Raw genomic sequence first — 21,929 nt, 5'->3', positions numbered from 1 at the left:
ACAGAAAAACTGTCACGGCTTGCGCAGCCACATACGCGCCGGTCCCACGTCAGGGACACCCATTTACCGGGTGCCGCCGAACCCACTGGAATCTTGTCGCCGAGTTCGGGCAGCGTTTGTTGATCGCAGAGCCGGAAAATCTCAATGAGATCTGACACCGGTGCGCAGGGGTGGGTCCCTTGTCGCCACGCAGGGCGGGCCCTTCCGGAAGGGTCCCGTCACATCGGGAGGGAATGCAGACGCACTGGCTCCGAAGGCCAGTACGCGTTGTCGCGCAGGGGCGTCACCATTGTCCGTAGCGGCATGGTCACCAGGCGGCTTTCGGGTTGTTCGACGAGTACGTCCTTGTCGAGCGGGTGCCATCCGAGGCGCTGGTACAGCGGTACGAGGGGAGGTCGGCAGAACAGGAGCGCGTGCTGAGGCCCCATCGTTCGAGCGTGGGCGAGCGCCGCTGTGACCACGAGCCGAGCCAGACCCTGGCCTTGCATGTCGGGTGCGACAGCCACTCCACCGATGCCCACCACCTCTGTCTCGATGTCGCCGACGGCAACTGGCAGCCGTAGCAGGCCGGCGTGTGCGACGAGCCGGTCGCCGTATCTGATGCCGAAGTGTTCTTCCTTGGGCAGCCAGGTCAAACCGGTCGCGGCGACACCGAAGGGATCATCGCCGTCGCCGAGGATCTCGTCCTGCTCCGTCCTTGTGTACCGAGGGAGCCGCACGACGGTCTGTGCTACAGAGGATTGGTTCTCAGACATCCCCACATGATGATCTCTCCTCCGAGGACCGGCCAAGCAATTGCTCAGCCGATCTCCGGGAGAGGGGCCTGGCGTGAGTCAACCGCCGGAGTTCTGTGCGGTCCGAACGAGCCGACACACGCCGGCACCGGGTCACTTCTTCTGTCGGCGGGCCTGTTTCACCTCGCCATCGATGGCCCAGGCGTCGGCGACCGGTCCGAGGTGGCCGAGCTTGTCGGGGTTGATCACCGAGCGGATGGTCTGGATCTGCTCGTCGAGCACGTCGAGGACCAGGGCATGGAGGACCTTGCCGTCCCTGTCGCGGAAGATCGCGCCGGGCTGGCCGTTAACCTCATGCGGCTCGAACGTCACGTCGACCCGGGCCAGCAACGGGAAGACGGAAGCCAGCAGCCGGGACACGTGGTCGGCGCCGACGACAGCCCTGGCCAGCTGCGGGGCCTTTCCGCCGCCGTCTCCGACCATCTGCACGTCGGCGGCCAGCAGATCCCGCAGGCCGGCGACGTCGCCTCCGCGGAGGGCGTCGAAGAACCGCGTCGCCAGCTCCTGCCGCTTGTGACGGTCCGCGTCGAACCGCGGCCGCCCGGCCTGCATGTGCCGCCGTGCCCGTACCAGCAGCTGCCGGCATGCCGCCTCCGAACGTTCCACCGCCGAGGCGATGTCGTCGAACTCGAAGCCGAACACCTCCCGCAAGACAAACACCGACCGCTCCAGCGGGCTGAGCCGCTCCAGCAGCAACAGCGCCGCCATCGACACCGAGTCGGCCAGCTCCGCCGAGCGCGCCGGATCCTGATAGGGATCGCTGAGCAGCGGCTCAGGGAACCACGGGCCCACGTACGCCTCCCGCCGCACCCGCGCAGAGCGCAGGACATCGATCGAGATCCGCGTCACCGTGGCGGACAGAAACGCCTTGACCGAAGTGGGAAGGGTCGTCGAGCCGTCGAAGCGCAGCCATGTCTCCTGGACAGCGTCCTCGGCCTCGCTCACGCTGCCCAGAATTCGGTAAGCGATCGAGAACAGCAGTGGCCCTAGCTCCTCGAACTCCTCGACCTTGCTCACGCCACATCCCCCTTGAGGCTTCCGCCCGACCGTATTTCCGGCGCGGGCAACATTTTGGTGATCTCGCGGTCCGTCGACGAACTGTGCAACGGCCCCTCGCCCGGGGCCTGCGACAGCGCCCCGGGTGGGTCATCGGTGGCCATTCAGTGGAACTGCCCGACCTCGTAGTCGCCGGCCGGCTGCTGGGCGATGATGTTCAGCCGGTTCGCCGTGTTCATGAAGGAGACGAGGAGTACCAGGGCGGTGAGCTGCTCCTCGTCGTAGTGCTTCGCGGCACGTGCCCAGACCTCGTCGCCGACCCCGCCGGCCGCGTCCGCGACCCGGGTCCCCTCCTCCGCCAGCTCCAGCGCGGCACGCTCGGTCTCGGTGAAGACGGTGGCCTCCCGCCACGCCGCGACCAGGTTCAGCCGCACCGAGGTCTCGCCGGCAGCTGCGGCCTCCTTGGTGTGCATGTCGATGCAGACGGCGCAGCCGTTGATCTGGCTCACGCGCAGCGCCACCAGCTCCTGCGTCGCGGCCGGCAGCGGCGACTCCTTGAGCACCTTGCCCAACGACATGAAGTACTTGAACGCCTTGCCGGCGGTCGGGCTGGCGAAGTAGTTCAGACGTGCTTCCATGGTGTGCTCCTCCGTCGTCTTCAGTGGCTACGCACCCTGAGACGAGGTAGCCCGACCCCCTGTGACACGGACGCATGTGACCTGCATCTCCCCCATCGACGACGCACGTCAGCCGACGAAGCCTCTCCGGCCACGAACAGCACGGCAACTGTGCGGTCCGCAAAGGCAGGTCGATGTCCTGGAAGAACCCCCAAGACGTTGGGAACATAGGCGATCACCGCCGTGGCAGCCGCGGAAACGTAGCCAGCTTGTCGAACGCCCCGGCAGCCGGGCAGCATGAGGGGACATCGCTGCCGGCCCGTAAGCCGAGAGGTCCTGATGAGGCTGCTGCTGAGCTCATGGTTTCTGACCCCGGACAGTCGGCCACCCGCGCTTCCCAGCAACCTGCGCAACGGCAGGGCAGGCATCGTGTTGAACGCTCTGGATGGATTCGGCCGCTCACGCACCCGCAACCTCGCGCGCGAGAGCCGCACCCTGGAGACATTCGGCTACTCCTGCGAAGAGCTGGATCTGCGCGACTACTTCTCCGCCGCCGCTGGTCTCACCCATCGTCTGGCCGATCTCGACCTGGTCTGGGCTCTGGGCGGCAACTCCTTCGTTCTGGCCCGCGCCATGACCCAGTCCGGGTTCGGCGACGCCCTCAAAGAGCAGTTGGTGCGGCCTGAGTTCGCCTACGGCGGCTACTCAGCAGGGGCCTGCGTCACCGGACCGGACCTGCAGGGCATCGACCTCATCGACGACCCGACCGTTCTGCCCGAAGGGTATCCGTCGGCCACCACACCGACATGCCTGGGCCTGGTCCCCTACCGAATCGTTCCTCACTGGCGATCCGACCACCCCGAAGCCGAAGGCGCGGAACGGGCCGCCTCTCATCTCGGCGACCGCGGACTGCCACACCGATGTCTACGCGATGGGGAATCAATCAACATCCATGATGTCAGCAATGCGGACATCTGACCCGCGCGTGCCCGTGGACGGCCGCTGAACCGATGCGGGGTTCGCGAAGTCCGCGTAGGGGCGCCCCGGGCAAGGGGTATTCGATTCTGGCACCGCTCCTCCCCGATCCGAATCCGGCTTATCAGTAGCCGACCTCCGAGCGCGGCGGTACCGATCTCCCGGGACAGCACAGCTGAGCGGCCCGACGGCGCGCCCCCATCGCCCGGTCGGCCCAAGGGCCATGACGGATCGTGTGCTCGTGCGTTGTCATCGATATGACGAGCACCAAAATCATTTCGCTCCGCCGCGCGGCCGCAAGCAGGGCTGCCCGGGCCGCCAGTGACCGCGCGACCTCCGAAACGGCGGCGCGCAAGGCGATCCCGCAGCCGCATCCCACGACGCGTTCCTCCGCGCAGCCGCAGTCACCGACGAGGAGCGGCTGACGCCCGGCGGCACGATTCGTCACGCAGGAGGCGCTGCTGTTCCCGTCGACCGCGGACGTGTCGGTGCTGGCGGTGGGTGTGAAGAACGAGTCGGCACGGATCGAGGCCCGCAGCAAGGCGAGCGGCTCGGCCTGTCCGGGTTGCGGGAGCTGGTCCATCGGGGTCCACAGCTCCTACCTGCGGTTTTCGGCAGACCTGCTTAGCGCAGGGCTGCGGGTGATGCTCTTTCTGCGGGTCCGTCCGTTCGTCTGCCGGGTTGCTTCGTGCGTGCGGCGGACGTTCGTTGAGCAGGCGCCGGGCCTGACCCGTCGCTACAGCAGGTGGACCGAGCGCCTGCGATCGACGCCGGCAGCGGTGGCCTCGCGCTCGCCGGCCGGGCGGGTGCACGGATGGCCGGCGTCTTCGGGGTGCCCGTCAGCCGCAGCACCGTGCTGCGGCTGGTCTAGGCACTGCCCGAACCGGACTTACCGAGCGCCAAGGCCAACGGCTCCGTCAACCGAATCAAGGTGTTCAAGCGCCAAATGTTCGGACGAACCGGCTTCCAACTCCTGCGGAAAAGAAGTCTCCTGGCGTGACTGGTGACTGAGGCCGACAGGCGTTTCGCAGCGAGACAGTTCTACGATCTCGGTTCATGACGACGCCGCCCGACTGCTACGCATGCAGCAAGGAAGCAGAGTTCGACGACCTTCCGCCACGCGAGTGCGTGGTATATGACCAGCACTGGCGGGTGGCCCACGACTTCAACACCGCAGTTCCTGGCTGGCTGGTCCTGCTGCCTCGGCGCCACGTTGCCGCAATTCATGACCTCACCAACGCTGAGGCATCTGCCCTAGGGGGGTGGCAGGTGAAGCTCTCCCGGGCTCTCCGGAGCGTGACTGGTTGCGCCAAGACCTACGTCGTCCAATTTGCCGAAGTCGAAGGCTTTGCGCACGTGCACTTCCACATCGTTCCGCGCATGGCAGATCTGCAACCGGAGCATCGTGGGCCGGGCATTTTCGAGCTGCTTCGGCGACCAGAGACGGAGCGAGTGACGGCTGACCAGGCAGATCAAATAGCCCACTCTCTCCGAGCTCAACTTCATCGGCACCCGAACGCTCAGTAACCAGATCACGGAATCTGAGCCAGAACCTGAGATTCGACAGCGCGGTTGTCCACCGCTTCGGGCGGCGCTCCAGTTGAGCCGTGTTCGATGTTCACATGCGGCCACAGCACCGGGCATCTGCGTCAGGCGGGGCTCAGGGGGCGAAGATCGTGCTGGCCAGGATCACGTGGGCGGTCGTGCCGCCGAGGATGCTCAGCAGCGCGTTGCGACGCCACATGTGCAGGCCGACGGTGACGGCGAGGGCGGCGAGCGGGGCCAGGCTGCGCGCGTGGGTGAGGGGGAGGTCGCGCAGGCAGTAGGCGAGGAGGATCACCATGACGCCGGCGGGCATGCGGGTGCTGAGGTACTGGACTGTGCTGCTTGCGCGCAGGGAGGTGAGGGCGGCGAAGGGGAGGGCTCGCAAGGCCCAGGTGACGGCGGCGGCGACGAGGACGGCGGCGATGGCGTAGCGCGTGTCAGGCATGGGTCGGCTTCCTGCCGGTCGTGAGGCGGCGGGCCAGGAGAGCTGCGGTGAACAGGGTGAAGGCAGCCAGGAGCATCTGGGCGGGGAGGAGGAGCCGTGCGGCCAGGGCGCTGAGCAGAGCGAGCGCGGGGGTGGGCAAATCGCCGCGCAGGTCCCGGACGGCGTCGAGGCCGAGGACGGCGAACATGGCGGTAAGGGCGAAGTCCAGGCCGGTGACACCGTCCGGTATGAGGGAGCCGAGCAGGGCTCCGACTGTCGCGCTGCCCGCCCAGCACAGATGCAGGAAGAACTGCAGCCACAGGATGCGCCGGCTGGACCAGGAGCGGGCCTGCTTCCCAGTAGTCAGCGCGTACGCCTCGTCGCACAGGGCGAAGGTGGCGTAGGTCTTGCCGAGGCAGCCGGTCACGCGGTGCAGGGGGAAGGACAGCGCGTAGAAGACGTGCCGGACGTTCACCATGAACGTGGACAGCGCGATGGCCGCCAGCGGGGCCACGGCGGTGACCAAGCCGATGAGCAGGAATTCGAACGATCCGCCGAAGGCGAGCGCCGCGGACAGTGCAGCCCACCACCAGTCCAGGCCCGACTGCGTCGCGAGCGCCCCGAAGGCGAGGCCGAGCGGGACGAATCCCAGGACGGCGCCGGCGGAGTCCTTGAACGCCGCACGCGCCTCGGAAGGGCTCGTGGAGGAAGGGACGGGGGCAGGCCGAGGACGGCCCCCAATAACGGGAGGGCTTGTTTCCATGGAGAAATCTTAGGAAGAATCCTGCCTCATATGGTTGCCGCTTATCGCTCTATGCTGTTGTTGTGAGCAATGAAGATGGCCTTGATGAGGTCGACCGAGAAATTTTGTTTCATCTCCGTCAGGGCGGGCGGCTGACCAACGTCGAGCTGGCGAAACGGGTCGGCCTGACCCCACCGCCCTGCCTGCGCCGGGTCAAGCGGCTGGAAGAGGCCGGCGTCATCGCCGGGTACCGGGCGGTGATCAATCCCGAGGCCATGGGCCGGGGGCTGGAGGTACTGGTCGATGTCGAGATCTATGCCCAGGACCTCAAGAGCTTCGAGGAGTTCGAGGAGACGGTGGCCTCCTATGACGAGGTCGTCGAATTTCGCCGCATGTACGGGCGCCCCGACTACTTCATCCGCGTCGCCGTAGCCGACCACGCCGCCTACGAAGCCTTCCTCACCGGCAAGCTCAGCTGCTTGCCCGCGGTCCTCCGCCTCGAATCCCACCTGACCATGAAGGAGATCAAGACCAACCAGTAGGCGCGGCAGGCGACAACTCACCGAAGTGTCCGCCCTTCGCACCCCGCTCCATCCGGTCACGCGAAGGAGATCAACCGCCGCTGAGCTTCCTGGACTCCGTCAGCTGACAGCCGGGGACCCGGTCGGCGCGTGGGCCAGAAGCGTCGAGATCGTGGAGGCCGACGCGGTCCCGGTGGGTCCAGTTGGGGCCGACCCTCACCCCGGCACGGAGACGAGCTGGGCAGCGCCCCTCCCCCGCCGGCCGCTGTCACCAGCGGCCCCGCCGCCCTTCAGATGGCGCTGCGGATCGCCGCCTCGAACCCTTCCACGTGGCCCGCGGCGAGGGCTGACGCCTTCTCCGCGTCGCCGTCGATGATGGCGCGCAGCAGCGGCCCGTGCTCATGCACATGACCCGCCAGACCCGGCAGCCGGTCGATGAACAGACACCAGATGCGGGTGGCCAAGTTGTCGTACCTGACCAAGGTGTCTTCGAGGTAGGGGTTGTGGGTTGCGGCGTAGATGGCCCGGTGCAGGGTCATGTCGAGCCGAATCAGGTCCGCGCCGCTGTCGGATGTGTCCGCCAACTGCGCCAGCAGCTGGTTGAGTTCCTCGCGGTCGCTCGCACCGGCGCGTTGGGCCGCGAGGGCCGCCGCGAGCGGCTCGAGCTGCTGACGGACCTCTGAGATGAGCCCGAGATCGGCGATCTGCACCTCGGTGGCAAAGGTGCCGCGCCGGGGGAAGGCGACGATGAGTCGTTCGTGCTCCAGCCGCTTGAGGGCTTCTCGGACCGGGGTACGCCCGAAACCGAGCTCGGAGGCGATCCGCTCGTCGTTGATGGGCTCTCCGGGGCGGATCCGGAGGGTCACCAGACGTTCCGAGATGGAGCGATATGCCTGGTCGGCCAGCGTTCCATGGCCCTGACCAGCGACGGTCGAAGTAGTCACTCCACATCCTTCCTTGACGCGGCCCGATCCGCGCTTCTAGTGTATCGCAACAGGAAGTTGATATATCAGTCGTCCTTTAGTTGGTCCCGAGGGAGTTTTCATGACTGCCCACACCCCCGACCGGCGAGCGGCCCAGGCCGCGGTGCTCGGCGCTCAGCTCCACGACTTCGATCCGGAGATCGACACGGCGATCAAGGCGGAGCTGGCTCGGCAGCGCGGCACGCTGGAGATGATCGCGAGCGAGAACTTCGCGCCGCTCGCGGTCATGCAGGCCCAGGGATCGGTGCTGACCAACAAGTACGCCGAGGGCTACCCCGGACGCCGCTACTACGGCGGCTGCGAGCACGTCGACGTGATCGAGCAGCTCGCGATCGACCGCATCAAGGAGCTGTTCGGGGCTGAGGCCGCCAATGTGCAGCCCCACTCCGGCGCGCAGGCCAACGCGGCTGTCATGGCCGCCCTGTTGCAGCCCGGCGACGCGATTCTGGGGCTGGACCTCGCTCACGGCGGCCACCTCACCCACGGCATGCGGCTCAACTTCTCCGGGCGCCTGTACAAGGTGGCGGCCTACCAGGTCGATGAAGTCGACCACCGCATCGACATGGCGCAGGTCCGCAAGCTCGCCCACGAGCACCGGCCGAAGCTGATCGTGGCCGGCTGGTCCGCCTACCCCCGCCGGCTGGACTTCGCAGACTTCCGGCGCATCGCGGACGAGGTCGGCGCCTACCTGATGGTCGACATGGCCCACTTCGCGGGCCTGGTCGCCGCCGGCCTGCACCCCTCGCCCGTACCGCACGCGCATGTGGTGACCACCACCACCCACAAGACGCTCGGCGGGCCCCGCGGCGGTGTGATCCTGTCCACCGCCGAACTCGCCAAGAAGATCAACTCCGCGGTCTTCCCCGGCCAGCAGGGCGGCCCCCTCGAACACGTCATCGCGGCGAAGGCCGTGGCCTTCAAGATGGCCGCCCAGCCGGAGTTCGCCGACCGTCAGCGCCGCACTCTGGAAGGAGCCGCGATCCTGGCCCAGCGGCTGCTGGCCGAGGACACCCGGGCCGCCGGAGTCAGCGTGCTGACCGGAGGCACGGACGTGCACCTGGTCCTGGTGGACCTGCGCCATTCGGAACTCGACGGCCGGCAGGCCGAGGACCGGCTGCACCGGATCGGCATCACCGTCAACCGCAATGCCGTCCCCTTCGACCCGCGCCCACCGATGGTCAGCTCCGGGGTCCGCATCGGCACCCCCGCACTGGCCGCCCGCGGCTTCGGGGCGGCGGAGTTCACAGAGGTCGCCGACATCATCGCGACGGCCTTCCTGCCCGGTTTCGACGACCAGGTGGCCGCCGCGCTGCGCGGACGCGTCCAGCTCCTGACCGACCGCTTCCCGCTGTACCCCGTCGATCCGCAGCCTGCGGCCCAGGAGGCTGGTCAGTAATGCACCCGCACGACAACGCGCCCGCCACGCCCGGGGACGTCCTGCCCGACCACCCCGACTTTCTGTGGCGCAATCCCGACCCCAAGCCGTCCTACGACGTCGTCATCGTGGGTGGCGGCGGGCACGGCCTGGCCACCGCCTACTACCTGGCCAAGAACCACGGCATCACCAACATCGCGGTCCTGGAGAAGGGATGGCTCGCGGGCGGCAACATGGCCCGCAACACCACCATCATTCGCTCCAACTACCTGTGGGACGAAAGCTCCGGCATCTACGAGCACTCGCTGAAGTTGTGGGAGACCCTCGAAGAGGACCTCGACTACCCCATCCTCTTCAGCCAGCGGGGCGTACTCAACCTCGCCCACAGCCTGCAGGACATCCGCGACAGCAAGCGCCGTGTCTATGCCAACCAGCTCAACGGCATCGACGCCGAGTGGCTGGAGCCGGACGAGGTCGCCAAGGTCTGTCCCATCGTCAACGTCTCACCCGACGTGCGGTACCCGGTGATGGGGGCCACCTACCAGCCGCGCGCGGGCATCGCCAAGCACGACTACGTCGCCTGGGGCTTCGCGCGCAGGGCCAACGACTACGGCATCGACCTGATCCAGGACTGCGAAGTCACCGGCATCGACATCCACAAGGGCCGCGTGCGAGGGGTGCAGACCACGCGTGGCCACATCGCCGCCGGGAAGGTCGCACTGGCGGCCGCAGGGCACTCCTCCGTGCTGGCCTCCATGGCCGGCCTGCGGCTGCCATTGCAGAGCCACCCGCTGCAGGCGCTGGTCTCGGAGCTGCTCGAACCGGTGCACCCGACCGTGGTCATGTCGAACGCCGTGCATGTGTACGTCTCCCAGGCCCACAAGGGCGAGCTCGTCATGGGGGCCGGGATCGACAGCTACAACGGCTACGGACAGCGCGGCGCGTTCCACATTCTGGAGAGGCAGATGGCCGCCGCGTTGGAACTCTTCCCCGTCTTCGCCCGCGCCCACATGCTGCGCACCTGGGCCGGCATCGTCGATGTCACGCCGGACGCCTCTCCCATCGTCGGTCCGACCCCCGTCGAGGACCTCTACCTCAACTGTGGCTGGGGCACCGGCGGCTTCAAAGCCACACCGGGCGTCGGCTGGTGCTACGCGCACACCATCGCCACCGGCGAACCGCACCCCTACAACGCGCCCTTCACCCTCTCTCGCTTCACCACCGGCGCCCTGGTCGACGAGCACGGCGCAGCCGGCGTCGCGCACTGACCGTCGCCCCAGCCAAGGAGATTGACATGCAGCTCATAGCCTGCCCCTGGTGCGGTGAGCGCGAGGAAGCCGAATTCCACTACGGCGGCCAGGCGCACGTCGCCTACCCCGACGACCCGTACGCGCTCGATGACGAACAGTGGGCCCAGTTCGTCTTCTTCCGCGACAACCCCAAGGGGCCGTTCGCCGAGCGGTGGGTGCACTCGGCCGGCTGCCGACGCTGGTTCAACGCCCTGCGCGACACCGTCACCCACGAGTTCCTCGCGGTCTACGACGCCAGTGCCGAGCGCCCCCGCAACACCAGCACCGCACCCGTCGCACAGCAGCGGAAGGGCCAGGAGGCCAGCTGATGAACAACCCGTTCCGTGCCCGCGGCCACGGTCACATCGACCGCGACACCACGCTCTCCTTCACCTTCGACGGCACCGCCTACACCGGGCATCCCGGCGACACCCTCGCCTCGGCCCTGCTGGCCAACGGGGCCCACCACGTGGCCGGCAGCATCAAGTACGGAAGGCCGCGCGGTGTCCTGGCTGCCGGGGCCGAAGAGCCCAACGCGCTCGTGCAGATCGAAGCCCCCTTCCCCGAGCCCATGCTCACGGCCACCACCGTCGAGCTGTACGACGGCCTGGTCGCACGGGGGCTGTCCGGCCAGGGCCGGCTGAGCGGCGAACCCGATACCGCCCGCTACGACACCATGCACGCCCACTGCGACGTCCTGGTCGTCGGCGCCGGCCCGAGCGGACTGTCCGCCACGCTGGCGGCAGCACGGGCCGGAGCCCGCGTGATCCTCGTCGACGAGCTCCCCGGCCCCGGCGGTTCGCTGCTCGGCAGCCAGGAACTGCTCGACGGCGCACCGGCGACCACATGGGTCAGCGATGTCGTCGCGGAACTCAACGCCTGCGCCGACGTCCAGGTATTGCAGCGCACCACCGCCTTCGGCTGCTACGACGACGGACTCGTCCTGGCCCTGGAGAAGCGCACGGACCACCTCGGTGCCGCGGCGCCCGCCCACCTCTCGCGGCAGAGGGTCTGGCGCATCCGCGCCAAGCAGGTCGTGTTCGCCACCGGTGCATACGAACGGCCGGTCGCCTTCGACGACAACGACCGCCCCGGGGTCATGCTGGCCGGTTCGGCGCGCACCTACCTCAACCGCTTCGGCGTACTGGCCGGGCAGCGGGCCGTCGTGTTCACCACGAACGACAGCGCCTATCCGGCAGCGGTCGAACTGGCCGACGCGGGCATGCGGATCGCGGCGGTGGTCGACGCCCGCGAGGAGGTGCCGGCGCACTGGCGCGCCGCCTGCGAAGAGCGGGGCATCGATGTACGCGCGGGCCACGTCGTCACCGGAACCAGCGGCATCGAGCGCGTCTCTCGCGCCCACGTCGCCCCCTTCGGCCAGGGACGCCTCGGCGACCGGCAGGGAATCGACTGCGATCTGCTGCTCGTCTCCGGTGGCTGGAACCCGGCCGTGGCTCTCTTCAGCCAGGCCCGCGGTTCCTTGCGCTACGACGCCGGCATCGGAGCCTTCGTGCCCGCTCAGACGCCGGCCACCGTCCGTACGGCGGGAGCGGCAAGCGGTACCTTCACCCTGACCGGATGTCTTGCCGACGGCGCGGATGCCGCCCGGCAGGCCCTGACCGCCCTCGGCAGGACCAGCCGGACGATCGCCCTGCCGGCCGCCGCCCCGCTGCCGGATGCGGCACCCGGCCGCGTGCTGTGGCGGGTCCCGAGCCCGAAGGAAAGCCCGGACGGTTCGCACCAGTTCGTCGACCTGCAGCGCGATGCCCTCGTCGCCGACGTGCTGCGGGCGACCGGGGCGGGCTTGCGTTCGGTGGAACACGTCAAGCGCTACACCACGATCGGCACCGCCCACGACCAGGGCCGCACATCGGGCGTGATGGCCTCTGGCATCGTCGCCGAGGCCCTCGGGGTGGATGTCGCCGACCTCGGCACCACCCGCTTCCGTCCGCCCGCCGTGCCGGTGGCCTTCGCCGCCCTCGCGGGCCGCAACCGCGGGGAGCTGTTCGACCCGGTCCGGGTGACTGCGCTGCACCCCTGGCATGTCGAGCACGGCGCCCTGTTCGAGGACGTCGGCCAGTGGAAGCGTCCCTGGTACTACCCGCAGGCGGGCGAGACCATGGACGAGTCGGTGCTGCGCGAGTGCCGGGCGGCCCGCACCGGCGTCGCGATGATGGACGGCTCCACACTAGGCAAGATCAATGTGCAGGGTCCGGACGCCGGCGTGCTGCTGGACCGGCTCTACACGAACTTGATGAGCAGGCTCAAAGTGGGCCGCGTCCGCTACGGCGTGATGTGCGGCGTCGACGGCATGGCCCTCGACGACGGCACCGTGATCCGCGTGTCCGAGCAGGAGTTCCTGCTGACCACGACCACCGGCAACGCCGCCAGGATCCTCGAATGGATGGAGGAGTGGCTGCAGACGGAGTGGCCGGACCTGCGCGTGCACCTCACCTCCGTCACCGAGCACTGGGCGACCATCCCCCTGGTCGGCCCCCGCTCCCGCGACGTGCTGGCCCTGGTCGCTCCCGACCTGGACGTCGACAACGACGCCTTCCCGTTCATGTCCTGGCAGGACACCACCGTCGCCGGCATCGCCGCGCGGGTGTGCCGCATCAGCTTCTCCGGTGAACTCGCCTACGAGATCAACGTGCCCGCCTGGGACGGCATCACCGTGTGGAAGGCGCTGTACGCGGCCGGCAGCACGTTCGGCATCACCCCGTACGGCACCGAGACGATGCATGTGCTGCGCGCCGAGAAGGCGTACCCGATCATCGGGCAGGACACCGACGGCACCATCACCCCGCAGGACCTGGGCATGTCATGGGTCGTGTCCAAGAAGAAGCCGGACTTCATCGGCAAGCGGTCCTTCAGCCGCGAGGAGAACCAACGCAGCGACCGCAAACAGCTGGTGGGCCTGCTGCCGGCCGACGAGCGGGTCCTCCTGCCCGAAGGCGCCCAGATCATCGCCACCAGCAGCGTTCCGGCGCCACCGGTTCCCATGCTGGGCCACGTCACCTCCAGCTACCGCAGCGACGCCCTGCAGCGGACGTTCGCCCTGGCCCTGGTGCGCTCGGGAACCCAGCGCATCGGCGAAACCCTCTACGTCCCGCTGGACGGCCGGACCGTCCCGGTGACCGTGACCGACCCTGTGCTCTTCGACAAGGAGGGAACTCGCCGTGACGGTTGAGACGCCCACTCGCCACAGCCCGCTCGCCGCGTGGCAGGACACCCTGGCGCAGTTGCCCACCGGACTGCAGGTGAGGGAACTTCCCTGCCTGACCCAGCTCACCCTGCGGGCGCAGCCCGGCAGTCCCGCGGCACAGGCCGTCGAGGCACTCCTTGGTATGCCGCTGCCGGGCCCCTTGCGCGCCGACATGTCCGGCGACGTCAAGGTGCTGTGGATGGGCCCGGACGAATGGCTGCTGGTGGCCCCCGAGGGCCGGCAGGACGACCTCCTGGCGCAGCTGCGGTCGGCCATCGGTGACGAGTTCGCCACTGTCACCGACGTCTCGGCGCAGCGCACCACGCTGGCCCTGTCCGGGCGCCTCGTCCGCACGGTGCTTGCCCAGGGCTGTGCCATCGATCTGGATCCGCGGGTGACACCCGTCGGCTCGTGTCTGACGACGGTGCTGGCGCAGGCCCCGATCACCCTTGTGGTGCGGGGGGAACCGGAGGACACAGCCTCCGGCGTGTGGCTGCTGGTCCGCTCCTCGTTCGCGTCCTACCTGGCCACCTGGCTCGTCGACGCCTGCACGGAATACCGCGGGGCCAACGAATGAGCATCAGCGTCTTCGACATGTTCAAGGTCGGCATCGGGCCCTCCAGCTCCCACACCGTGGGCCCGATGCGCGCGGCCCACTCCTTCGTCTACGCGCTGGAGCAGGACGGCCTGCTGGAGGAGACAGCCCACGTACATGTCGAGCTGTTCGGCTCGCTGGGGGCCACGGGGCACGGCCACGGCAGTGTGAAGGCCGTTGTCCTGGGGCTGGAGGGCGAGGTGCCCGAGCTCGTCGACCCTGCCGTCGCCGAGCCGGCCATGGACCGCGTCCAGGCGACACAGAGCCTGCGGCTGCTGGGCAAGCACACCATTGCCTTCCAGTGCGACGACGACGTGATCCTGCACCGCAGCAAGCGGTTGGACTTCCACTCCAACGCCATGACCTTCGAGGCCACCGCCCACGACGGGCACCGCGTGGCGTGGCGTACGTACTACTCCATCGGCGGCGGCTTCGTGCTGGACGACAGCGAGGCCGGCAGCCCGCAGATCGTCCCGGACAGCACACCGGTGCGCTACCCGTTCACCACCGGTGCCGAGCTGCTGGCGCACACCCGGGCCACCGGACTGCCGATCAGCTCGATCATGATGGAGAACGAACTGGCCTGGCGCAGCGAGGACGAGGTCCGCGCAGCTCTCCTGCACATCTGGTCGGTGATGCAGGAGTGCGTGCGCCAGGGTTGCGCGCACGGTGGTGTGTTGCCCGGCGGGCTGAAGGTGCGCCGCCGGGCGCCTGCCCTACAGCGCAAGCTGCGGGCGGCGGACGCCGAGGCCGAGACCGACTCCCTGCACGCGATGGAGTGGGTCACCCTGTATGCGCTGGCAGTCAATGAGGAGAACGCGGCGGGCGGCAGGGTGGTGACCGCCCCGACCAACGGGGCGGCCGGCATCGTCCCGGCGGTCCTGCACTACTACGAGCGCTTCGTGCGCGGCGCGGGCCCGGAGGGCATCGTCCGCTTCCTGTTGACCGCGGCCGCCATCGGTGTGCTGTTCAAGGAGAACGCCTCGATCTCCGGGGCCGAGGTCGGGTGCCAGGGTGAGGTCGGCTCCGCCTGCTCGATGGCCGCGGCGGGCCTGGCGGAAGTCCTGGGTGGGACCCCGGAGCAGGTGGAGAACGCCGCGGAGATCGGTATCGAGCACAACCTCGGCCTGACGTGCGACCCGGTCGGCGGTCTGGTCCAGATCCCCTGCATCGAACGCAACGCGGTGGCCTCGCTCAAAGCCATCACCGCGGCACGGATGGCCCTGCACGGTGACGGCACCCACCATGTCTCTCTCGACAAAGCGATCAAGACCATGCGCGAAACCGGAGCCGATATGAAGGACAAGTACAAGGAGACCGCCCGTGGCGGTCTTGCCCTCAACGTCGTCGAGTGCTGAGGAGCCTTTCATGAACAGGGAGTTCGTCCTCACCCTCAGCTGCCCCGAGCGCCCCGGCATCCTCCATGCCGTGACGTCGTTCCTCCTCCGGCACGGGTGTGACATCACCGAGCATCAGCAGTTCGACGACCCCGAGCACGGCAGCGTGTTTCTGCGCACCGGCTTCACCGCCCCCGCCGCCGGAGTCACCCTGCCTTCTCTGCGGGACACCTTCACACCCATAGCCGCCGCCTTCGCGATGGAATGGCAGCTCAGGGACGCTGCTCTCAAGCCGCGTGTGCTGGTGATGGTGTCGAAGTTCGACCATTGCCTGGCCGACCTGCTCTACCGTTGGCGCAGCGACGCTCTGGACGCCGAGATCGTCCTGGTGGTTTCCAACCACCAGGATCTGGAGCCGCTGGCCACGGCCGAGGGCGTGGCGTTCGAGCACGTCCCGGTCACGACTGACACCAAGCCGGAGGCAGAGGCCCGGCTGCTGGCTCTGGTGGAGGAACACCGCATCGATCTCGTCGTCCTCGCCCGCTACATGCAGGTGCTCTCCGACGACCTGTGCAAGCGGCTGGAAGGCCGTGCCATCAACATCCACCACTCCTTCCTGCCGAGCTTCGCCGGCGCCAAGCCGTATCACCAAGCCCACCGCCGAGGGGTGAAACTCGTCGGCGCCACCGCCCACTACGTCACCGCGGATCTGGACGAGGGACCGATCATCGAGCAGGAAATCATCCGCGTCGATCACCGCTCCTGCCCGGAGCAACTCGTCACCGTCGGCCGCGACGCCGAGCGCCTCGCGCTGGCCCGCGCCGTCAACTGGCACTGCCAGGGCCGCATCCTGCTCCACGGCAACCGGACCGTGGTCTTCAGCTGACTCTGCCGCCCCGCGAGCTGACGTGCCCGCATGGACGCCGCAGCCCTGCTCCGGGGGCTCTGAAGCGGCCACCGACAGAGGCGACGGCGGGCGGGCGGGTCGACTCATCCCTTACCGGCTCACCCAGCCGCAGCCGCAAAACAACATTCCCACACCGGAAGGCTAAGGTCGCCATGTGAGCCGAACCGAGGAGCATGCGGAGGGTGCGGGGCCGTTCACCACCCGGCTGACCTGGCGTCTACTGGATGGGGGCACCGCGGTCTGGGAGTCACGCCTGGCACGCAAGCGTGGTCTGCTCACCGTGCGGGTCGCGGGCGGGCTGGTGCCTCACTCTCTCAGAGCAGACACCGTGTCGGTTGGCCGTCTGCGCAACCTGAATGCTATTGCCTCGGGTGCGTTCACAGTCGGCGGTGCCCTTTTCGCTCTCGGGGCCGGGGCTGCTCAGTTCGGCCCCGGCGACGCGACGAGCGCGTGGATCTACTTCGTCGGCGGCCTGTTCTTCAACACCGGCGGCTACGCCTCGCTGCTCCAGGCGGTCAACGCTCCTCGCCAGGACAGCGGAGCCGGTGCACTGGCTGCGCGGAGCTGGAGATGGTGGAGCTACGAGCCCGCTCGGAGCACCTTCCTGCTGTTCGTGGGAACGCTCGTGTTCGGTATCAACCTGTTGAATTCCCTGTTGCAGGGGCTCTCGCTCCACCAGGTGAACAGGCTGATCTGGGCCCCCGACATGGTTGGGTGCATCCTCTTCCTGATCTCGGGGCACCTCGCACTGGTCGAAGTCTGCCACGGCCGGCCGGGCGTCCGTCCCCGAGACCTGGGATGGTGGATCGTTGCGATCAATCAACTCGGATCCGCTCTCTTCCTGGTGTCGGCACTCGCCGCCTTCACGCGTCCCGCGACCGGAAACATGGTGAACGTCGGCATCGCCAACTGGGGAACGCTCGCGGGAGCACTGTGCTTCTCCGCCGGAGGCGTGTTCCAGTTCTTCGAGCGCCCCTGACTGTCTGACGTTGGTCGACCGGTACCGCCGGCTGCGAGCCGGGCATCGTCGCCGACAGCGTCCTCAGGGCGATCTCGGCGCGCCGGATGGCGACCATCCTGGGCGGTGTGCCGGGGCCCAGATTCTCCTGTTCAGACGCAGGCTCCAGCCGTGTGGTCTCGTACGCCCTGCACCGAGGCTTGGTGCACATCAGGTGCGGTTGCAGGCGGGAAGATCCTGTCCGTCCCCCCACGTCGCGGCGCGCAGTATCGCGCTTTGGGACGAGGATCGCCACCGATTTGAGAAAGCTACGCCCATCCCGGTGGTCGAACTGACGCTACGCCAATTCCCTTGCGCATATGCCTATACGCTCCCGCAGGTCTTCGGACGATCGTCTATTCCCATAGGTTGAGGGTGCTCATGGTCCAGGAGAAGTCGCTGCCCAGATTGCGGTCCGTGGCGGTGTACGCATGGCTCATACCAGTAGTTGCTGCCGTGACGGTGGCGAGTTTGGTGGAGCCTTCGGTGTTCACCGCGGCTGTCTGGATCGGCGTGACTGCTGTGGGCGCGGTAGCCGGCGCCGCCGGCGTAGCCGTGCGTCGCAATCGGCAGGTCGCGCAACTGCAGGAAGACAGCCGGGCACAGTCGACCGCGTCGGTGCGGCAGCAGGAGGCAACCGCGCGGCTGGCCGACAGCCTGGTGCCGGAGATGCTGGAGCGCTTGCGCCTGGACGAGGCTCCGGAGGAGGTTCTCAACTGGTTGACGGCACGTTGGGCGGGCTCGTACAGGGGCCTGCCTTCCGAGTTCCAGCAGGCCCACTGGGCGGTGCTGCGCACCGTCATCGATGCTGTGGCCGCTGAAGAGGGGCTGAGGGACTCGGCGCAACGGGCCCTGGTCAACTTGGCCAGGCGTATGCAGGCGATCGTCCATCAGCAGGCGCGCGAGTTGCGCGAGATGGAAGACCGGCACGGCAAGGACCCGGCCGTCTTCGGCGATCTCCTGCGGATCGACCACAACACCGCGCTCACCGGCCGGCTCGCCGACTCCATCGCCGTCCTCGGCGGTGCCCGGTCCGGCCGCCAGTGGAACCGGCCGGTGCCGCTGTACAGCGTGCTGCGGGGTGCGATGTCGCGGATCGTGGGCTATGAGCGGGTCGAGCTGAGCACCAGCACCGAGTGCGCCGTCGTGGGACCGGCCGTCGAGCCGCTCATCCACACACTGGCGGAGTTGCTGGACAACGCGACGCGCTATTCGCCGCCCCACACAAAGGTCCACCTCACGGCCGCGGAGGTGCAGTCCGGGATCGCGGTGGAGATCGAGGACGGCGGTGTGGGCATGAGTGAGCAGGCCCGGCACCTGGCCGAGCGGCGCCTGGAACAGGCGCAGCAGGGCATCGACCTGAGTGACCTGGGCGAGACCCCACGGCTCGGCCTGGCGGTGGTGGGGCGCCTTACGCAGGCGTTCGGTCTGCAGGTCTCATTGCGCACATCCGCCTACGGGGGTGTGCGGGTGGTGCTGGTGGTTCCTCAGCAGTTGATCACCAGCGCGGCCGAGGCCTCCGGTGTGGCGCACGGTATCGGGACGTTCTCCGGTCCGCGGGCAGCGAGTCAACCGGGCCAGGCACCGCCTCGCCAGACGGCGAGGCCCCAGGCGGCGAGGCACCAGGCGGCGAGGCCCCAAGCGTCGACTCGAGCCGACGATGCGCCGCAAGTGGTTGAGCGGACAGCGAACGGACTCCCCCAGCGGCGACGCAGAGAACGAGTGGCGGAGGCTCCGGCACCTGCGGGCAACGCCCGGCCGGCGGACGGACCGCAGCGGGCGCCGGGAGAGTGGCTGGCCGCGTTCAAGACCGGACTGTCGGCGGAGGGCAGCAGTGGTGGCGACGACGCCGCCGCGCCGAGAGGAGAACTGTGAGTCAGCAGACGGCCAGCTTGGACTGGATGCTCAAGGACCTCGCGGAGAGCGTGCCGCAGACCCGCACGGTCCTCGTACTGTCCTCAGACGGGCTGCGTATGGGACACCACGGTGGGACCACCGAGTCGGCCGAGCGGCTGGCCGCTTCCTGCTCAGGCTTGCAGAGCCTCGCCAGCGCGGTCGGCAGCGAGCTCCCGCAGCAGGCGGGCAAGATGCAGCTGGTGGTCATCGAGATGGAGGGCGGCTTCTTCTACTTGATGGCTGCCGGCCCGCGGGCCTACCTCGCGGTGCTCGCTGACGACGGTGTGGATGCCGGGCTCATGGGGCAACGCATGCGGGACCTCATCGCGCGACTCGGAGCTCACATCACCAGCCCGCCCCGCAGTGACGGGCAGGCCAGGTGAGCGATTCCCACCAGGACGGCACGGAGGAAGGGCCGGAGCGCCTCTACGTCATCACCAGTGGCCGTTCCTCCGCATCCAACGACCTCGACCTGGTCACGCTGGTCGTGGCCAGGACAGTCGCCACGGCCGGCATACAACCGGAGCATGCCGCGATCCTGAGCCTGTGTCAGGCCCCGCTCTCGGTCGCCGAGATATCCGCCCACACAGGACTTCCGGTGAGTGTCATCACCGTCCTGATCAGCGACCTGCTGGACGAGCAACAGGTGCTCACGCGCCCGCCGGTACCGCCAGCGGATCTGCCCGACCTTGCCCTCATCGAAAAGGTGATCCATGGCCTTCAAAAGCTCTGAGCTCGCAGAGCCCCTCAACGAGGAGCGGCTCCCCCACACGGCGTCCGCGGCGGTCAAGGTCGTGATCGTGGGCGGATTCGGGGTCGGCAAGACGACCATGGTCGGCTCGGTCAGCGAGATCAGGCCGCTGACCACTGAAGAGACCATGACCCAGGCCGGCGCCGGAGTCGACGACCGCGCGGGTGTGGAACACAAGACGGCCACCACCGTCGCGATGGACTTCGGCCGCATCAGTATCAGCGACGAACTCGTGCTCTACCTTTTCGGCACCCCCGGCCAGCAGCGGTTCTGGTTCCTGTGGAACGGGCTGTTCGAAGGCGCCCTCGGCGCCGTGGTGCTGGTGGACACCCGGCGGCTGGAGGACAGCTTCGACGTCATGGGCCGCCTGGAAGAGAGCGGCGTGCCCTTCGTCGTCGCGGTGAACTCCTTTGTGGGCGCTCCGGAGCACTCGCTGCAAGAACTCCGCAGCGCCCTCGACCTCCCTTCACACGTACCCCTGATGACATGCGACGCGCGGCATCGCGACTCCAGCCGTGACGTCCTGATTTCCCTCATGCACTACCTGCACTCCCTCGTCGTAACGGAGTCCTCATGAGCACGCCTCCCCTCCTCCCGCCGCCCGGGTGCCCGGCCCACGGCCTGGGCCAGGACGGACCGCTGCGCCTCTACGGTCCGGCCGCTGAGCACGACCCCATGGCCCTGTACGAGCAACTCCGCGCCAAACACGGCGCGGTGGCGCCCGTGCTGGTGCATGACGATCAGCCGGCCTGGCTCGTCCTGGGCCACCGAGAGAATCTGGAGGTGGCCCGAAACCCCGGCCGGTTCTCTCGTGACCCCCGCGAATGGGGTGCGGCAAAGGACGGGACGGTGGTCCCCGAGAAGTACGCACTCTCGCCGATGGTGACCTGGTGGCCGGTGATCAATTTCAACGACGGCCCGGTCTTCGACCGACTGAGGGGCGCGGTACTCGAGTCCCTGCAGCGCTTCGACCGGCGCGGGATCCGCCGGTACGTCACCCGGTTCGCCCACCAACTCATCGATGACTTCGCCTCCAACGGCCAGGCCGATCTCGTGGCGGAGTTCTCCAGTCAGCTGCCGATGCTGGTGATGACGCAGCTGATCGGTGCTCCGGAGGAACACGGCCCCGGGCTCGTTCGGGCAGTTCCTGACATGCTGGAGGGCACCGAGACCGCCCTCGAAAGCGATGAGTACGTCACGAAGACGCTGTATCAGCTGGTGGCGAGCAAGAAGGCCAGTCGTGGGTACGACCTCACGTCCTGGCTGCTGGACCACCCCGCCGAGCTGACAGATGTCGAGGTTTTGGCGCACGTGCGAGTGGTCCTGGTGGCGGCGTACGCAACCACCGCGAACCTGATCGCGAACACCCTGCGGATGGTCCTCACCGATCCTCGCTTTCGCGCGAACCTCTCGGGCGGCCGCATGACGCTGGCGGAGGCTCTGGAGCAGGTGCTGTGGGATCAGACTCCCATCAACACCGTCTTGGGCCGCTGGGCCACGGCGGACACCAAGCTGGGCGGGCAGGAGATCAAGCGTGGCGACATGCTCCTGCTGTCCCTCGCTGCGGGCAACGTCGATCCTCAGGTCCGGCCGGACCTGAGCGCGCCGGTCCACGGCAACCGTTCTCACTTGGCATTCAGCGCGGGCCCCCACGAATGCCCGGGCCAGGACATCGGTCGGGCCATCGCCGACACCGGCATCGAGGCCCTGTTGGCGCGCTTGCCCGACATCGAGCTGACTGTGCACGACTTCGAGCTGGAGCGCCGGGGCACGCTGATGTCCCAGCACCTCGTACAGCTGCCGGTGCGGTTCGAGCCCCGGGCTGTCGCCGCCACCGCTCCGCGACCCGAGCCCGATCGGCGCCCCGAGCCCACTCCGCTGCCGCCGCTCGCTCCGCCGGCGGAGGCAGTTCCGGCCGCGACAGTCCGGCCGCGGCCTTCGCGGTGGTCGTGGCTGCGCCGCCTGCTCGGTCGGCGCTAG

The 21,929-nt window shown here is 68.4% G+C and carries 24 protein-coding genes; 17 read left to right on the top strand and 7 right to left on the bottom strand.

Features of this window, described 5'->3' with window-relative positions; genetic code table 11:
* Positions 1 to 218 precede the first annotated feature (218 nt).
* The 3 genes from ACH4FH_RS35520 to ACH4FH_RS35510 form a co-directional block, all read right to left on the bottom strand.
* Positions 219 to 755: a GNAT family N-acetyltransferase gene (locus ACH4FH_RS35520; protein ID WP_398560092.1), complete on the bottom strand. Its 537-nt coding sequence runs from the start codon at positions 753 to 755 to the stop codon at positions 219 to 221.
* Between the two features lie 132 nt (positions 756 to 887).
* Positions 888 to 1,811 carry an RNA polymerase sigma-70 factor gene (locus ACH4FH_RS35515; protein WP_398560091.1) on the bottom strand — a complete coding sequence of 308 codons (924 nt, stop codon included), beginning with the start codon at positions 1,809 to 1,811 and terminating at the stop codon, positions 888 to 890.
* Positions 1,812 to 1,954: 143 nt separating this feature from the next.
* Positions 1,955 to 2,428 carry a carboxymuconolactone decarboxylase family protein gene (locus tag ACH4FH_RS35510; RefSeq protein ID WP_398560090.1) on the bottom strand — a complete coding sequence of 158 codons (474 nt, stop codon included), beginning with the start codon at positions 2,426 to 2,428 and terminating at the stop codon, positions 1,955 to 1,957.
* A gap of 318 nt (positions 2,429 to 2,746) precedes the next feature.
* On the opposite strand from ACH4FH_RS35510, the gene ACH4FH_RS35505 reads away from it, so the two are divergent.
* Positions 2,747 to 3,385: a Type 1 glutamine amidotransferase-like domain-containing protein gene (locus tag ACH4FH_RS35505; RefSeq protein WP_398560089.1), complete on the top strand. Its 639-nt coding sequence runs from the start codon at positions 2,747 to 2,749 to the stop codon at positions 3,383 to 3,385.
* A gap of 121 nt (positions 3,386 to 3,506) precedes the next feature.
* Here ACH4FH_RS35505 and ACH4FH_RS35500 read toward each other — a convergent pair whose 3' ends face one another.
* Entirely contained in the window at positions 3,507 to 3,965 is a 459-nt protein-coding gene (locus ACH4FH_RS35500) for a hypothetical protein (protein ID WP_398560088.1), read from the bottom strand.
* A gap of 162 nt (positions 3,966 to 4,127) precedes the next feature.
* On the opposite strand from ACH4FH_RS35500, the gene ACH4FH_RS35495 reads away from it, so the two are divergent.
* The gene (locus ACH4FH_RS35495) at positions 4,128 to 4,253 is read left to right on the top strand and encodes a hypothetical protein (RefSeq protein WP_398560087.1); all 126 of its coding nucleotides are present in this window, start codon (positions 4,128 to 4,130) and stop codon (positions 4,251 to 4,253) included.
* Between the two features lie 185 nt (positions 4,254 to 4,438).
* The gene (locus ACH4FH_RS35490) at positions 4,439 to 4,909 is read left to right on the top strand and encodes an HIT family protein (RefSeq protein WP_398560086.1); all 471 of its coding nucleotides are present in this window, start codon (positions 4,439 to 4,441) and stop codon (positions 4,907 to 4,909) included.
* Between the two features lie 133 nt (positions 4,910 to 5,042).
* Here ACH4FH_RS35490 and ACH4FH_RS35485 read toward each other — a convergent pair whose 3' ends face one another.
* Entirely contained in the window at positions 5,043 to 5,372 is a 330-nt protein-coding gene (locus tag ACH4FH_RS35485; RefSeq protein WP_398560085.1) for a branched-chain amino acid transporter permease, read from the bottom strand.
* Positions 5,365 to 6,114: an AzlC family ABC transporter permease gene (locus ACH4FH_RS35480; protein ID WP_398560084.1), complete on the bottom strand. Its 750-nt coding sequence runs from the start codon at positions 6,112 to 6,114 to the stop codon at positions 5,365 to 5,367. Before ACH4FH_RS35480 ends, ACH4FH_RS35485 begins: the two co-directional genes overlap by 8 nt.
* Positions 6,115 to 6,176: 62 nt before the next feature.
* Here ACH4FH_RS35480 and ACH4FH_RS35475 point away from each other — a divergent pair, with 62 nt between their 5' ends.
* The gene (locus ACH4FH_RS35475) at positions 6,177 to 6,635 is read left to right on the top strand and encodes an Lrp/AsnC family transcriptional regulator (protein WP_398560083.1); all 459 of its coding nucleotides are present in this window, start codon (positions 6,177 to 6,179) and stop codon (positions 6,633 to 6,635) included.
* Between the two features lie 269 nt (positions 6,636 to 6,904).
* On the opposite strand, the gene ACH4FH_RS35470 is transcribed toward ACH4FH_RS35475, so the two are convergent.
* Positions 6,905 to 7,558, bottom strand: a complete 654-nt coding sequence (locus ACH4FH_RS35470) for a GntR family transcriptional regulator (RefSeq protein ID WP_398560082.1) — start codon at positions 7,556 to 7,558, stop codon at positions 6,905 to 6,907.
* 100 nt (positions 7,559 to 7,658) lie between these two features.
* Here ACH4FH_RS35470 and glyA point away from each other — a divergent pair, with 100 nt between their 5' ends.
* From glyA to ACH4FH_RS35405, 13 genes are all read left to right on the top strand, one after another.
* Complete coding sequence (gene glyA, locus ACH4FH_RS35465) at positions 7,659 to 8,993, top strand: serine hydroxymethyltransferase (protein ID WP_398560081.1); 1,335 nt, start codon at positions 7,659 to 7,661, stop codon at positions 8,991 to 8,993.
* Positions 8,993 to 10,240 (top strand): sarcosine oxidase subunit beta family protein, encoded by a 1,248-nt coding sequence (locus tag ACH4FH_RS35460; RefSeq protein ID WP_398560080.1) that lies wholly within the window; start codon positions 8,993 to 8,995, stop codon positions 10,238 to 10,240. Before glyA ends, ACH4FH_RS35460 begins: the two co-directional genes overlap by 1 nt.
* Positions 10,241 to 10,266: 26 nt before the next feature.
* Positions 10,267 to 10,590, top strand: coding sequence for a sarcosine oxidase subunit delta (locus ACH4FH_RS35455; protein ID WP_398560079.1), 324 nt, complete (start codon positions 10,267 to 10,269; stop codon positions 10,588 to 10,590).
* Complete coding sequence (locus ACH4FH_RS35450) at positions 10,590 to 13,451, top strand: 2Fe-2S iron-sulfur cluster-binding protein (protein ID WP_398560078.1); 2,862 nt, start codon at positions 10,590 to 10,592, stop codon at positions 13,449 to 13,451. Before ACH4FH_RS35455 ends, ACH4FH_RS35450 begins: the two co-directional genes overlap by 1 nt.
* Complete coding sequence (locus ACH4FH_RS35445) at positions 13,441 to 14,043, top strand: sarcosine oxidase subunit gamma (RefSeq protein WP_398560077.1); 603 nt, start codon at positions 13,441 to 13,443, stop codon at positions 14,041 to 14,043. Before ACH4FH_RS35450 ends, ACH4FH_RS35445 begins: the two co-directional genes overlap by 11 nt.
* A complete protein-coding gene (locus tag ACH4FH_RS35440) occupies positions 14,040 to 15,419 on the top strand; it encodes an L-serine ammonia-lyase (protein ID WP_398560076.1) in 1,380 nt (459 codons plus the stop codon). The genes ACH4FH_RS35445 and ACH4FH_RS35440 overlap by 4 nt, the downstream gene beginning before the upstream one ends.
* 10 nt (positions 15,420 to 15,429) lie before the next feature.
* The gene (gene purU, locus ACH4FH_RS35435) at positions 15,430 to 16,284 is read left to right on the top strand and encodes a formyltetrahydrofolate deformylase (protein WP_398560075.1); all 855 of its coding nucleotides are present in this window, start codon (positions 15,430 to 15,432) and stop codon (positions 16,282 to 16,284) included.
* Positions 16,285 to 16,459: 175 nt separating this feature from the next.
* On the top strand, positions 16,460 to 17,284 hold the full coding sequence (locus tag ACH4FH_RS35430; protein ID WP_398560074.1) for a hypothetical protein: 825 nt from the start codon (positions 16,460 to 16,462) through the stop codon (positions 17,282 to 17,284).
* Positions 17,285 to 17,683: 399 nt separating this feature from the next.
* Positions 17,684 to 19,177 (top strand): ATP-binding protein, encoded by a 1,494-nt coding sequence (locus ACH4FH_RS35425; RefSeq protein WP_398560118.1) that lies wholly within the window; start codon positions 17,684 to 17,686, stop codon positions 19,175 to 19,177.
* 17 nt (positions 19,178 to 19,194) lie between these two features.
* A complete protein-coding gene (locus tag ACH4FH_RS35420; RefSeq protein ID WP_398560117.1) occupies positions 19,195 to 19,581 on the top strand; it encodes a roadblock/LC7 domain-containing protein in 387 nt (128 codons plus the stop codon).
* Positions 19,578 to 19,931, top strand: a complete 354-nt coding sequence (locus ACH4FH_RS35415) for a DUF742 domain-containing protein (protein WP_398560073.1) — start codon at positions 19,578 to 19,580, stop codon at positions 19,929 to 19,931. Before ACH4FH_RS35420 ends, ACH4FH_RS35415 begins: the two co-directional genes overlap by 4 nt.
* Complete coding sequence (locus ACH4FH_RS35410) at positions 19,912 to 20,526, top strand: GTP-binding protein (RefSeq protein ID WP_398560072.1); 615 nt, start codon at positions 19,912 to 19,914, stop codon at positions 20,524 to 20,526. The genes ACH4FH_RS35415 and ACH4FH_RS35410 overlap by 20 nt, the downstream gene beginning before the upstream one ends.
* The gene (locus ACH4FH_RS35405) at positions 20,523 to 21,929 is read left to right on the top strand and encodes a cytochrome P450 (protein WP_398560071.1); all 1,407 of its coding nucleotides are present in this window, start codon (positions 20,523 to 20,525) and stop codon (positions 21,927 to 21,929) included. Before ACH4FH_RS35410 ends, ACH4FH_RS35405 begins: the two co-directional genes overlap by 4 nt.

Source organism: Streptomyces sp. NPDC017993 (assembly GCF_044328065.1).
In the GTDB taxonomy this organism is placed as follows: domain Bacteria; phylum Actinomycetota; class Actinomycetes; order Streptomycetales; family Streptomycetaceae; genus Streptomyces.
The sequence above is the reverse complement of the archived record's forward strand: the minus strand, read 5'-3'. Positions and strand labels throughout refer to the sequence as shown.